Consider the following 11,957-nt stretch of genomic DNA (forward strand, 5'->3'; position numbering starts at 1 on the left):
AGGACATTCCAGCATGGTCACGCAACTGCGCGCGCTCTTCGATCTCTGCCGCCGGGCCTTCAATTCGTGGTCCAACGACTACGCCCCGAGCATGGGCGCCGCGCTCGCCTACTACACGGTGTTCTCGATCGCGCCGCTCCTGCTGATCGTGATCGCGGTGGCCGGGCTGGTCTTCGGGCAGGACGCCGCGCGCGGCGAGATCTTCGCCCAGCTCTCGGGCCTGATGGGCGAGCAGGGCGCGGCGGCGGTGCAGGGCATGCTGAAGGCCGTCAACAAGCCGGCCGAGGGCATCGTCGCCACGGTGATCGGCATCGGGCTGGTGGTGGTGGGGGCCACCACCGTCTTCGGCGAACTTCAGGACGCGCTCGACCGCATCTGGCGCGCGCCGGCCCGCGTCAAGAACAAGGGCCTGTTCAACATGCTGCGTGTGCGGCTGCTGTCGTTCAGCATGATCATGGGCATCGGCTTCCTGCTCATGGTGTCGCTGGTGGCGAGCGCGGCGCTCGCGGCGCTGGGCAAGTGGTGGTCGCCGATGTTCGGCGCCTGGGAGACGACGGCGCAGGTCGTCAACTTCGTCTTCAGCTTCGCGATGGTGACGGTGATCTTCGCGATGATCTACAAGATCATGCCGCGCGTGAAGGTGCAGTGGCGCGACGTGTGGGTGGGCGCGGCGGTGACGGCGCTGCTGTTCACCGTCGGCAAGCACCTGATCGGCCTGTACATCGGCAAGAGCAGCGTGGCCTCGGGCTATGGCGCGGCGGGCTCGCTGGTGGTGGTGCTGGTGTGGGTGTACTACTCGGCGCAGATCTTCCTGCTGGGCGCGGAGTTCACCTGGGTCTATGCGCGCACCTACGGCTCGATGAAGAACACCGAGGGCATCGCCGAGCTGAACCCTTCGCCCACGCGCGAGCTGCCGCTGCCGCACAACGACGACTGAGCGCCACCTCTACGCTTTGCGCGGGTCAGCCCGCGAAGCCGCCTTCGTCCAGGAACTTCTGCTCCTGCGCCGTGCTGGGGCGCCCGAGCATCCTGTTGCGGTGCGGAAAGCGGCCGAAGCGCGCGACGATGTCGCGGTGCAGCACGGCGAAGCGCTGGGTGTTGTCGTCGAGCGCGGCGTTGAGTTCCACCGAGCGCTCCTGCTCGGCCAGCACTTCCGAATGCATGAAGGGCAGGTAGAAGAAGCGTCTCAGTGCGGGGTCGCACTCCCGGTCGAAGCCTGCCTCGATCGCCTGCTTCGCCGCCGCCAGGGCCTTTCCGTCGGTGGCCAGCATGTGCGGATTGCCGCGCCAGGCGTTGCGCGGGAACTGGTCGAGCAGCACCATCAGCGCCAATGCGCCCTGGCCGTCGGCGGCCCAGTGGTCGAGTTCGCCGCGGGCTGCGGCCTGGTGGGCGTCGGCAAAACGGGTGATGAAGGCGGCGTCGAAGGCGTCGTTCTTGGCGAACCAGCGCTCGGGGCCCGCTTCGGTCCAGAAATCGACGACGTCGCGGGCCGTGGGAAGCGAGTTGGAGAGGGTCGTGGAAGCGGGGGAGGTCATCGACACATTCTCTTTCAGGTCGTGCGCGCAGCCCCAAGTCGGGGCGATGGCCGACAGGACAGATCCCGTGCAGCTGCCTATGCTGTCGTCGCATTCACAACCAGGAGATCACGCTCATGACCAAATATGGCTCTCTTTTGCGTGCGGCGCTCGTCGCCGGCGTTGCCGGTGCCGCGCTGGCCGGCTGCGGAATGATGTCGAAGTCGAACGTCGCGAGCTTCAGCGGTGCGATGAACGCGGCCAGCGAAGTACCGCCGAACATGACCCGCGGCAGCGGCATGGCGGAGGCCTGGCTCGACCGGGACACCAACGTGCTCAAGTACAAGATCACCTACACGGGCCTGAGCGGGCCGGCCACCATGGCGCACTTCCATGGCCCGGCCGCGGCGGGCGCGAATGCGGGCGTGGTGCTGCCCTTCGCCAACCCGGCGAGCCCGATCGAAGGCCAGGCCACGCTCACGCCGGCCCAGGCCGCGGACCTGTCGGCGGGCAAGTGGTACGCCAACGTCCACACGGCCGCCAACCCCGGCGGCGAGATCCGCGGGCAACTGCTGCCGAAGATGTGAGATCGTGCCGGGGGCGGCGACCCCTGGTCAGGTTTTTGTATCGGGAGTGGTGTCAAATGAACGCATGACGACGACACCCCCGAAGAAGAAAACCCGTGCCGCCTCCAAGCCCCTCGACCCCTTCGCCTCGCGCCGCGAGGACATGCGCACCGCCCGCAAGGCGCTGGTGCTGCAGGGCGGCGGCGCGCTCGGCGCCTACCAGGCCGGCGTGTACGCGGCGCTCAGCGAGACCGACCTGCAGCCGCACTGGATCGCCGGCGTCTCCATCGGCGCCATCAACGCCGCGCTGATCGCAGGCAACGCGCAGGAAAAACGGGTCGACCGGCTGCGCGAGTTCTGGCACCTCGTGTCCTCCGGGCCATCGCAGCGGCTGCCTTCATGGCTGGGCGACCGGGCCATGCAGAACCAGTACAGCGCGACCATGGCCTCCCTGGTGGGCATTCCGGGCTTCTTCGAGCCGCGCTATTCGCCGGCCTTCCTGCTCGGGGGCGCCGCGCCGCTGCTGAGCTACTACGACACCTCGCCGCTGAAGTCGACGCTGGAGCGCCTCGTCGACTTCGACCGCATCAACGCCTGCGAGGCCCGCTTCAGCGTGGGCGCGGTGAACGTGCGCACCGGCAACTCGGTGTACTTCGACAACACGCGCCAACGCATCGGGCCGGAGCACATCATGGCCAGCGGCGCGCTGCCGCCGGGCTTTGCGCCGGTGAGCATCGACGGCGACGACTACTGGGACGGCGGCATCGTCTCGAACACGCCGCTGCAGTACGTGCTCGACACGCACCCGCGCAACGAGCCGCTGGTGGTGCTGCAGGTCGACCTGTTCAACGCCCGCGGCGAGATGCCCCGCAACATGGCTGGCGTGATGGAGCGGCAGAAGGACATCACCTACTCCAGCCGCACCCGCATGAACACCGACGCGCTGGCCGCCAACATGAACCTGCAGCAGGCCATTGCAGACCTGATCTCCAAGCTGCCCGCCAACCTGCGCAACGATCCCAGCGTCCACGAGGTGCAGTCGCAGCTCACGCACGAGCCGATCGACATCTTCCACCTGATCTACCGCGACAAGCCCTACGAACTGGAATCGAAGGACTACGAGTTCTCGCGCGCCGCGGTCGAAGAGCACTGGGAGACCGGCGCGCGCGACATGCGCGTGACCCTGGCCCACCCCGAGACGCTGCGCGCCGATGCGACCGTGAACGGCGTGACCACCTTCGACCTCGGCGAGCACGGCTCGGGGCGCGTCAAGCGGCCGGGGCTGTCGCGATGAGCCGCCTGGGCGAGCGGCGATTCAGCCCCGGCTAAGAAACCAGCGCGAGACTGGGCCGTCAATTCAACGCTTCAGCTTCACCAGGAGGAAATGTTTGCATCATGAACATTGAAGACGTGCGACGAACGGCATTCGCGATGCCGCTGACCAGCCCCGCCTTTCCGCCGGGTCCCTACCGATTCATCAGGCGCGAATTCCTGATCATCACGTACCGCACCGACATCGAGGCTCTGCGCGCGGTGGTGCCCGAGCCGCTCGAAGTCGTCGAGCCGCTGGTCAAGTACGAGTTCATCCGCATGCCCGATTCCACCGGCTTCGGCGACTACACCGAGTCAGGCCAGGTCATTCCGGTGCAGCTGCGCACCGACAAGGGCGTGGAGAAGGGCGCCTACGTGCATGCGATGTACCTGAACGACCATCCGCCCATTGCAGGCGGGCGCGAGCTCTGGGGCTTCCCGAAGAAGCTCGCATCTCCGGTGCTCGACTACGAGACCGACGTGGTGGTCGGCACGCTCGACTACGGCAAGGTGCGCGTGGCGAAGGCCACGATGGGCTTCAAGCACCGCACGCTCGATCCGGCGCCCATCCTCGCGGGCATCGCGCAGCCGAACTTCCTGCTCAAGATCATTCCGCACGTCGACGGCACCGCGCGCATCTGCGAGCTGGTGCGCTATCACATGGTCGACGTGACGCTGCACGGCGCGTGGGGCGGGCCCGGCTCGCTCGAACTGCATCCGCACGCATTGGCGCCGGTGGCCGACCTGCCGGTGCGCAAGGTGGAGTCGGCGGTGCACTACATCGCGGACATGACGCTCGCGCTGGGCACCGTGGAACACGACTACATGAAATGAGCACGGCCACAGGCTGCGCGCACTTCGTGTCGCTTCGCCAATCCCCTCGCCGGGCGCGACACTTGCGGCCCGGCCAAGCCGGATCCGCAGTGTCTCCCGATTCGGAAACGGCGCAGGAATTCATCCTTCTCTCTCCTCAACCCTCAAGGACATCACCATGCAACTCAAGGACAAGGTCGCCTACATCACCGGCTCGGCCAGCGGCATCGGCAAGGAAATCGCCATCCTGTTCGCCCAGGAAGGCGCGAAGATCATCATCGCCGACCTGAACAAGGAAGCGGCCGACGCCACCGCGGCCGAACTCAAGGCCACGGGCGCGCAGGCCATCGGCGTGGGCGTGGACGTGACGAACGAAGACCAGGTCAACGCCTCGGTGGAAGAGGGCGCCGCGGCCTTCGGCGGCATCGACATCCTGATCAGCAACGCCGGCATCCAGATCGTGCATCCGGTAGAGGAGTTCAGCTTCGCCGACTGGAAGAAGATGCTCGCCATCCACCTCGACGGCGCCTTTCTCACCACCAAGGCCTGCCTGAAGCACATGTACGCGCAGGGCCGCGGCGGCAGCGTGATCTACATGGGCTCGGTGCACTCCAAGGAGGCCTCGCTGCTGAAGGCGCCCTACGTGACGGCCAAGCACGGCCTCATCGGCCTGGCCAAGACCGTCGCGAAGGAAGGAGCCAAGCACGGCGTGCGCGCCAACGTGATCTGCCCGGGCTTCGTTCGCACGCCGCTGGTGGAAAAGCAGATTCCCGAGCAGGCCAAGACGCTGGGCATCACCGAGCAGGAGGTCATCAAGAACGTGATGCTGAAGGAGACGGTCGACGGTGAGTTCACGACCACGGAGGACGTGGCGCGTGTGGCGCTGCTGTTCGCGGGGTTCCCGACCAATGCGCTCACAGGTCAATCGCTCGTGGTGAGCCACGGCTGGTTCATGCAGTGAGCCTTCTTCCTCCCCCTCTGGGGGAGGGCCGGGGTGGGGGCACGCGGCGTATCCATCGAAAGCTCTGCCTGCCCCCATCCCAACCTTCCCCCAGAGGGGGAAGGGGCCAGTCAGGCAGGGCCTGCTACAGCTTCAATTCCCAGGTCTCGCCCACCAGCGGCGTGCCGTAGCCCTCGTGTGGCTCGGAACCTGTGAGCTGGAAGCCGCGGCCGGCGTAGATGCCGCGCGCGGCCGTCAGGCAGCTGTTGGTCCACAGCACCATCTTGCGGTAGCCCTTCAGGCGCGCGAAGGCGATGCATTCGTCCACCAGCTTGCCGCCCAGGCCCAGCCCGCGCGCGCCGGGCGTGAGGATCAGGAGCCGCAGTTGCGCCACCGTGGCCGACTTGCGCACCACGAAGATCGAGCCGACCCGCTCGCCGTTGAGCTCGGCGATCCAGCAGCGCTCCCATTCGGGCTGGAACTTGAGCAGGAACTCGCCCGCGATGTTCGCGACGAGCGCCTCGAAGGTGCTGTTCCAGCCGTACTCTCGCGCGTAGATCTCGCCGTGCTGCTGCACCACCCATCCGATGTCGCCGGGGCCGGGCTCCCGCAGGATGGCGGCCTGCGGCCTCTCCGGCGGCGCCTGGGGATCGAGCAGCGACTGAACCGTTCCCATGGCGTGCACCAGCTGCTGGCGCTGCGCCGGGGCCAGCGAGGCGAGCAGGGCGGCTGCCTCCTCGCGCGACTTCTGCTGCAGCGGCGCGAAAGCGGCGTGGCCCGCCTCGGTCAGGCGCAGCACGCTCTGGCGCGCGTCGCGCGGATGCGGCTCGCGCACCAGCCAGCCTTCGTTCTCGAAGCGGCGAAGGATGCGGCTCAGGTAGCCCGCGTCCAGCCCGAGGTCACGTCCGATCTCGCTGGCGACGGGTACCTCGCGGTGCGCCAGCTCGTACAGGACACGCACGTCGGTCAGCGACATGGCGCTGCCCAGGTAGGGGTCGAGCGCGCCGATGCGGCGGGTGTAGAAGCGGTTGAACTGGCGGATCGCCTTGACGGCGGCGGTATCTATGGGAGGCGAATTCGTGGACATGGTTGCCATTGTCATTCGGTTGGTTGACTTTGGCAATCAAATTGTCGGCGCATGAGTCCTTCGGGAAAGTCCGGTCACAGGTAACGCAGGGCGACAGGCATGGTGGAAAACCCTAAAATCGAGGGTTGCCCACAACGGCGCTCCCGCGGCGCTGTCAACTCCCACCGATGAACGCTCCCGTCGACGTCTCCTTTTTCGCGCGTGCCGCCAAGCCGCTGACCAGCTACCGCAAGTACTGGGCGGCCCGTTTCGGCACGGCGAAATTCCTGCCGACCTCGCGCAAGGAGATGGAAGCGCTCGGCTGGGACAGCTGCGACGTCATCGTCGTCACCGGCGATGCCTACGTGGACCATCCCAGCTTCGGCATGTCGGTCATCGGCCGGATGCTGGAGGCGCAGGGCTTCCGCGTGGGCATCATCGCGCAGCCCGATTGGCAGAGCGCCGAGCCCTTCAAGGCGCTGGGCAAGCCGAACCTGTTCTTCGGCGTCACCGCTGGCAACATGGATTCGATGATCAACCGGTACACAGCCGACCGGAAGATCCGCAGCGACGATGCCTACACCCCCGGCGACGTCGGCGGCGCGCGCCCCGACCGCGCGGCCATCGTGTATTCGCAGCGCTGCAAGGAAGCCTGGAACGACGTGCCGATCATCCTCGGCGGCATCGAAGGCTCGCTGCGCCGCATCGCCCACTACGACTACTGGTCGGACAAGGTGCGCCGCTCCATCGTGGTCGACTCCAAGTGCGACCTGCTGCTGTACGGCAACGCCGAGCGCGCCATCGTCGAGATCGCGCACCGTCTGGCCGCCAAGGAGCCGGTCCAGCAGATCACCGACGTGCGCGGCACCGCCTTCGTGCGGCGCGAGACGCCGGAAGGCTGGTTCGAGATCGTCTCCACCAGCGTCGACGAGCCCGGCCGCGTCGAGGCGCACGTCAATCCGTACCTCATGGTGTCCGACCAGGCCAAGGCCAACGGCGCCACCTGCGCAAAGGAAGACGAGGCCGAGGCAGTCGCGAAGGCAGCCGAGGCGGCGGGCTCTGCGGCCGTCAACCCCGCCATCAAGCCGCTGAACTTCGTGCCCAACCCCGCGCTGCAGGGCAAGGGCAAGACCAAGGTGCCTCCGCGCGAGCGCTCGGTGATCCGCCTGCCGTCCTACGAGCAGGTGCGCAGCGACCCGGTGCTCTACGCGCACGCCAACCGCGTGCTGCACCTGGAGACCAACCCCGGCAACGCCCGCGCGCTGGTGCAGGCGCACGGCGAGGGCACCACGGCGCGCGACGTGTGGATCAACCCGCCGCCGATTCCGCTCACCACGGCCGAGATGGACCACGTGTTCGACCTGCCGTACGCGCGCAGCCCGCATCCGCGCTACGCCGACGAGAACGGCAGCCACGACGGCGCGACCAAGATTCCCGCGTGGGAGATGATCCGCTTCAGCGTGAACATCATGCGCGGCTGCTTCGGCGGCTGCACCTTCTGCTCCATCACCGAGCACGAGGGCCGCATCATCCAGAGCCGCTCCGAAGACTCGATCATCAAGGAGGTCGAGGCCATCCGCGATTCGGTGAAGGGCTTCACCGGCACCATCTCCGACCTCGGCGGACCCACCGCCAACATGTACCGCATCGGCTGCAAGTCGCCCGAGATCGAGGCCGCCTGCCGCAAGCCCAGCTGCGTGTACCCGGGCATCTGCCAGAACCTCAACACAAACCACGACCCGCTGATCAAGATCTACCGCCGGGCGCGTGCGTTGAAGGGCATCAAGAAGATCCTGATCGGCTCCGGCCTGCGCTACGACCTGGCGGTGCAGTCGCCCGAGTACGTGAAGGAGCTCGTGCAGCACCACGTGGGCGGCTATCTCAAGATCGCGCCCGAGCACACCGAGCAGGGCCCGCTCACGAAGATGATGAAGCCCGGCATCGGCAGCTACGACAAGTTCAAGCAGATGTTCGAGAAGTATTCGGCCGAGGCTGGCAAGAAGCAGTACCTCATTCCGTACTTCATCGCCGCGCATCCGGGCACCAGCGACGAGGACATGATGAACCTCGCGATCTGGCTCAAGAAGAACGGCTTCCGCGCCGACCAGGTGCAGACCTTCTACCCGAGCCCGATGGCCACCGCCACCGCGATGTACCACTCCAACCGCAACCCGCTGCGCAAGATCACGCGCGAAAGCGAGACGGTGGACATCGTGCGCGGCGACAAGCGCCGCCGCCTGCACAAGGCCTTCCTGCGCTACCACGACGCCAACAACTGGCCGCTGCTGCGCGAGGCCCTCAAGAGCATGGGCCGCGCCGACCTGATCGGCAACGGCAAGCACCACCTCATCCCGACCTGGCAGCCGATGACCGACGGCGGCTACACCAGCGCGCGCCGCAAGAACTCGACGGCGGCACCCGTTGCAGCCAAGGCCGCACCGGTCAAGCTGGCACCGGTGAAGCCCTCGAAGGGCCGCATCCTCACGCAGCACACCGGCCTGCCGCCGCGAGACAACGGCTCGGGTACGGGTACGGCCGGGCGCAAGCCTGCCGGCCCGGTGCGCGGCAACATCCGCAAGCCGCGCTGAGCCGGGTCAGAGTCCGTCAAAGGGCCGGCACGAGCCGGCCGACCCAGGCGCCGACGGCAGCCATGTGCGCCAGCACGGTGGCCCAGTAGACGGCCATGAAGCTTTTCTTGCTCACCTTGTGGCGGAACAGCCGTTGCGCGATCCACGCGCCCGGCCAGCCGCCGGCCAGCGAGAGCATGTGCAGGGTGCTTTCCGCAGTGCGCCACCGGCCCGCCTGAGCCGCGCTCTTGTCGAAACCATAGATGAACAGCGTCGACAGGCTCAGCAGCAGCAACACGCCAAGGGCGATCGGCGGGATCCGGCCGGTCCATACGCCATGGCCGAGCAGCACCGCGTAACCGACGAGCAGCAGCAGCGCCATCGGCAGTGATGACGATCCTGAAGACGAAGGGGCAGGGCCGCGGCGCGGGGGCTGCTGCTTCACGCGCCCTTGCGGACGCTGCTGCGGAGCGCCTGCCGCTCGGACCGCCACCGCGCGCGGACCCTTGCCGCCCACGTGGATCTCATCGAAGTCCAGCCGCATGCCGACCTGCGGTGTGGTGCCGCGGTCTGCGAAGTCGCGCAGGTGCACGAAGACATCGGCGGAGATTTCGGGGCAGCGGATGAAGCCGAAGCCCCGGTCTTTCTCCCATCGAACGAGCGTGCCCTGGCGTTTCATCGGCAGGATTTTCGCCGCTATGCGTACTGCATCTCCCCGTTGCCGAACGACCAGTTCTCCTTCGCCACCTCGACGAGGTTGATGAACACGTCCTCGCGCCGGATGCCCAGGCGGCCGTGGAGGTCGTCGGCCACCCGCTTGTAGAAGGCCTTCTTCATCTCGGTCGTGCGCCCCTGGTTCAGGGTGATCTGGATCAGCACGAAACCCGGCGAATACGACACGCCGAGGTAGCTTGCCGGATGCACCAGCTCTTGCGGAGCGTGGCGCGTGATGACCTGGAACTTGTCGTGCTCCGGCACGTTGATGGTTTCCCGCATGGCCTGGTAGACCAGGTCGCCGATGGCCGGGCCCAGGGTTTCGGGGGTGTCGCTGGAAAGGTCGATTCGCACGAGTGGCATGGGCCGTTCCTCGAAAAAGTCTTGGGCGCATAAGATACGCGACATGGCCCGCCATCTTTCTCCCCCGTCCGCCGTCCGCTGCTGAAGCGCGCTCGCGCTCGGACCCAAGCGGTTGCCGCCAGCCGTGCCCCAAGGGCCGGCCGGCGGCTCGGATGGTCACGCCCGCTGCCTGAACCCCGATCCTGAAGCGATCGGCCATAGGCCATGGCGGGCGTCATGGAGAAAGAACTTTCATCAATGAACGCAAGAACGTCTGCCGCCCTGGCCTGGGGCGGCGTGCTGCTGGCCGGCGCCCTCTGGGGCGGTGGTGCGCTGGTGGCGCAATTCCTGATCGATGGCGGCATCGCGCCGCAGAGCTTGTCGCTGGCGCGCTTCGCCCTCGGGCTGCCGCTGCTGTGGTGGCTGCACTGGCGGGCGCCTGCCATGCCGGGGACCGGCTGGGCTGACCTGGGCGGTCGCGAGCGGCTGCAGATGCTGGCCACGGGCGCCGCGATGGCGCTCAACGTGAGCTGCTGGTTCGCCGGCATCGTGCACCTGGGGGCGGCACTGCCGACGGTCATCTCGATCTGCTGCGCGCCGGTGATCGTCGCGCTGGTGTCGGTGCTGCGCGGCTATGAGCGCCTCGGCCCGAAGCTTGTCGCGGGGCTGATGCTCGCATTGGCGGGCGTGCTCCTGCTGGTGATGCCTGCGGGAGGATGGGGCCCGCTGGCGCCGGGGCATGCGGCCGGCGTGGCATGGTCGCTGGGCTCCGCCTTCTGCTACGCGATGGTGGTGCTGGGCAACGCGCGCATGCCCGCGCGGGTGCCGGCAGTCACGGCCTCGGCCTGGGGGATGACAGCGGCGGCGCTTTGCATGCTGGCCGTCGCCGTGCCCGCGGGCATCACCTGGCCGGCCGGCGGCGCGCAGTGGCTGGGCGTGGGCTACACGGGCGTGGTGACGACCTCGGTGGCTTATCTGGCCTTCGCCTGGGGCGCGCGGCGGCTGTCGCCGACGGCGGCGGTGGTCGGTACGCTGATCGAGCCGCTGGTGGCGGCCTTGCTGGCTGCGGCGCTGTTCTCGCAGGCGATGACGCCGCGCCAGTGGGCCGGGGCCTTGCTGCTGGCCGGCGCGATGCTGCTGCTGGTGCGGCGCAGCAAGCCGGCACAGTCCGACTGATGCCAAGGGTGGGGCGCTCCGTTGTATGGTGTGGCCCCATGAGCAGTTCGCCCCACTCGCCGGTTTCGTGGATGCGCATCCTGGCGGCAGCGTTGTCGCTGGTGCTTGCCTCGGCGCAGGCGTTCGCGGCCGCGCCCGGGGAGAGCTCCTCCGCCCAGGCGCTGCGCGACGTCCATCAGCGCATGAGCGACAAGCTCGCGCACAGCGGCTTCGGCCGGGCCATTCAGCTGGACTCGATGGAGACTGCCGACGGCCTGCAGGGAGACGTCCATGCAGTGGTCGAGCATCCGCTCTCCGAGATCGCGACCGCGCTCAAGGGCTCGGCCCACTGGTGCGACGTGCTGACCCTGCACGTCAACAACCGGCGCTGCCGCACCTCCAGCGGCCCGCAGGGGCGCGAGATGCTCACGCTCTACGTGGTGCGACGCTACGACAAGCCCGTGGACCAGGCCTTCGAGCTGCCCTTCGTCTACCGGGTCAGCAGCAGCTCGCCCGATCACCTGCTGGTGGAGCTCTCCGCCGAAAGCGGCCCCCTGGGCACCAGCAACTATCGCGTGACGCTCGAGGCCGTGGCGCTCGACGACCACAAGAGCTTCCTGCACTTCAGCTACAGCTACGACCACAACACCATGGTGCGCCTGGGCACCATGGCCTACCTGGCGACCTTCGGGAGCGACAAGGTGGGCTTCACCGTGGTCGGCAAGACGCCCGAGGGCCAGCCCGACTACATCCGCGGCCTGCGGGGGCTGGTGGAGCGCAACGCGATGCGCTACTTCCTGACGCTCGACGCCTACCTCTCGGCGCCTGGGCCGGATCAGGTCGAGCGCCGCCAGCGCCGATGGTTCGCGGGCGCCGAACAGTACCCGCGCCAGCTGCACGAGATCGATCTCGACACCTACCTCGCGCTCAAGCGCGAAGACCGGCAGCGCGACGGTCCCGCTCGCTGAG

General features: G+C 67.8%; 12 protein-coding genes. 8 read left to right on the forward strand and 4 right to left on the reverse strand.

Annotation, left to right across the window (positions count from 1 at the left end; translation table 11 throughout):
• Positions 1 to 13 precede the first annotated feature (13 nt).
• Positions 14 to 937: a YihY/virulence factor BrkB family protein gene (locus FHY06_RS00995; RefSeq protein WP_145759143.1), complete on the forward strand. Its 924-nt coding sequence runs from the start codon at positions 14 to 16 to the stop codon at positions 935 to 937.
• 25 nt (positions 938 to 962) lie between these two features.
• Here the strand turns inward: FHY06_RS00995 and FHY06_RS01000 are convergent, their stop codons facing one another.
• Complete coding sequence (locus tag FHY06_RS01000) at positions 963 to 1,535, reverse strand: DUF924 family protein (protein WP_184602876.1); 573 nt, start codon at positions 1,533 to 1,535, stop codon at positions 963 to 965.
• A 116-nt stretch (positions 1,536 to 1,651) separates the two neighbouring features.
• Here FHY06_RS01000 and FHY06_RS01005 point away from each other — a divergent pair, with 116 nt between their 5' ends.
• From FHY06_RS01005 to FHY06_RS01020, 4 genes are all read left to right on the forward strand, one after another.
• Entirely contained in the window at positions 1,652 to 2,101 is a 450-nt protein-coding gene (locus tag FHY06_RS01005; RefSeq protein ID WP_019653086.1) for a CHRD domain-containing protein, read from the forward strand.
• 142 nt (positions 2,102 to 2,243) lie between these two features.
• Positions 2,244 to 3,374, forward strand: a complete 1,131-nt coding sequence (locus FHY06_RS01010; RefSeq protein WP_051127550.1) for a patatin-like phospholipase family protein — start codon at positions 2,244 to 2,246, stop codon at positions 3,372 to 3,374.
• A gap of 101 nt (positions 3,375 to 3,475) precedes the next feature.
• Positions 3,476 to 4,225, forward strand: coding sequence for an acetoacetate decarboxylase (locus tag FHY06_RS01015; protein WP_019653084.1), 750 nt, complete (start codon positions 3,476 to 3,478; stop codon positions 4,223 to 4,225).
• A 157-nt stretch (positions 4,226 to 4,382) separates the two neighbouring features.
• The gene (locus FHY06_RS01020; protein WP_019653083.1) at positions 4,383 to 5,165 is read left to right on the forward strand and encodes a 3-hydroxybutyrate dehydrogenase; all 783 of its coding nucleotides are present in this window, start codon (positions 4,383 to 4,385) and stop codon (positions 5,163 to 5,165) included.
• A gap of 124 nt (positions 5,166 to 5,289) precedes the next feature.
• Here the strand turns inward: FHY06_RS01020 and FHY06_RS01025 are convergent, their stop codons facing one another.
• A complete protein-coding gene (locus FHY06_RS01025; protein WP_260309410.1) occupies positions 5,290 to 6,240 on the reverse strand; it encodes a bifunctional helix-turn-helix transcriptional regulator/GNAT family N-acetyltransferase in 951 nt (316 codons plus the stop codon).
• A 158-nt stretch (positions 6,241 to 6,398) separates the two neighbouring features.
• Here FHY06_RS01025 and FHY06_RS01030 point away from each other — a divergent pair, with 158 nt between their 5' ends.
• Entirely contained in the window at positions 6,399 to 8,798 is a 2,400-nt protein-coding gene (locus FHY06_RS01030; RefSeq protein WP_184602881.1) for a YgiQ family radical SAM protein, read from the forward strand.
• Between the two features lie 16 nt (positions 8,799 to 8,814).
• On the opposite strand, the gene FHY06_RS01035 is transcribed toward FHY06_RS01030, so the two are convergent.
• Together FHY06_RS01035 and FHY06_RS01040 are read right to left on the reverse strand one after the other, a co-directional pair.
• On the reverse strand, positions 8,815 to 9,456 hold the full coding sequence (locus FHY06_RS01035; protein WP_132799728.1) for a DUF1294 domain-containing protein: 642 nt from the start codon (positions 9,454 to 9,456) through the stop codon (positions 8,815 to 8,817).
• Positions 9,457 to 9,473: 17 nt separating this feature from the next.
• Positions 9,474 to 9,854, reverse strand: a complete 381-nt coding sequence (locus tag FHY06_RS01040) for a tautomerase family protein (protein WP_184602883.1) — start codon at positions 9,852 to 9,854, stop codon at positions 9,474 to 9,476.
• A 237-nt stretch (positions 9,855 to 10,091) separates the two neighbouring features.
• Between FHY06_RS01040 and FHY06_RS01045 the strand changes: the two genes are divergently transcribed.
• Positions 10,092 to 11,009, forward strand: coding sequence for a DMT family transporter (locus FHY06_RS01045; RefSeq protein WP_126184318.1), 918 nt, complete (start codon positions 10,092 to 10,094; stop codon positions 11,007 to 11,009).
• 38 nt (positions 11,010 to 11,047) lie between these two features.
• Positions 11,048 to 11,956 carry a hypothetical protein gene (locus tag FHY06_RS01050; protein WP_184602885.1) on the forward strand — a complete coding sequence of 303 codons (909 nt, stop codon included), beginning with the start codon at positions 11,048 to 11,050 and terminating at the stop codon, positions 11,954 to 11,956.
• The last annotated feature ends 1 nt before the right edge of the window (position 11,957 follow it).

Source organism: Variovorax atrisoli (assembly GCF_014195185.1).
Lineage (GTDB): Bacteria > Pseudomonadota > Gammaproteobacteria > Burkholderiales > Burkholderiaceae_C > Variovorax > Variovorax atrisoli.

What these genes read in the sequence shown, in the direction of transcription:
- FHY06_RS00995 (WP_145759143.1), top strand. Translation starts at nt 14, where the DNA reads ATGGTCACGCAACTGCGCGCGCTCTTCGATCTCTGCCGCCGGGCCTTC.
- FHY06_RS01000 (WP_184602876.1), bottom strand. Translation starts at nt 1,535, where the DNA reads ATGACCTCCCCCGCTTCCACGACCCTCTCCAACTCGCTTCCCACGGCC.
- FHY06_RS01005 (WP_019653086.1), top strand. Translation starts at nt 1,652, where the DNA reads ATGACCAAATATGGCTCTCTTTTGCGTGCGGCGCTCGTCGCCGGCGTT.
- FHY06_RS01010 (WP_051127550.1), top strand. Translation starts at nt 2,244, where the DNA reads ATGCGCACCGCCCGCAAGGCGCTGGTGCTGCAGGGCGGCGGCGCGCTC.
- FHY06_RS01015 (WP_019653084.1), top strand. Translation starts at nt 3,476, where the DNA reads ATGAACATTGAAGACGTGCGACGAACGGCATTCGCGATGCCGCTGACC.
- FHY06_RS01020 (WP_019653083.1), top strand. Translation starts at nt 4,383, where the DNA reads ATGCAACTCAAGGACAAGGTCGCCTACATCACCGGCTCGGCCAGCGGC.
- FHY06_RS01025 (WP_260309410.1), bottom strand. Translation starts at nt 6,240, where the DNA reads ATGGCAACCATGTCCACGAATTCGCCTCCCATAGATACCGCCGCCGTC.
- FHY06_RS01030 (WP_184602881.1), top strand. Translation starts at nt 6,399, where the DNA reads ATGAACGCTCCCGTCGACGTCTCCTTTTTCGCGCGTGCCGCCAAGCCG.
- FHY06_RS01035 (WP_132799728.1), bottom strand. Translation starts at nt 9,456, where the DNA reads ATGAAACGCCAGGGCACGCTCGTTCGATGGGAGAAAGACCGGGGCTTC.
- FHY06_RS01040 (WP_184602883.1), bottom strand. Translation starts at nt 9,854, where the DNA reads ATGCCACTCGTGCGAATCGACCTTTCCAGCGACACCCCCGAAACCCTG.
- FHY06_RS01045 (WP_126184318.1), top strand. Translation starts at nt 10,092, where the DNA reads ATGAACGCAAGAACGTCTGCCGCCCTGGCCTGGGGCGGCGTGCTGCTG.
- FHY06_RS01050 (WP_184602885.1), top strand. Translation starts at nt 11,048, where the DNA reads ATGAGCAGTTCGCCCCACTCGCCGGTTTCGTGGATGCGCATCCTGGCG.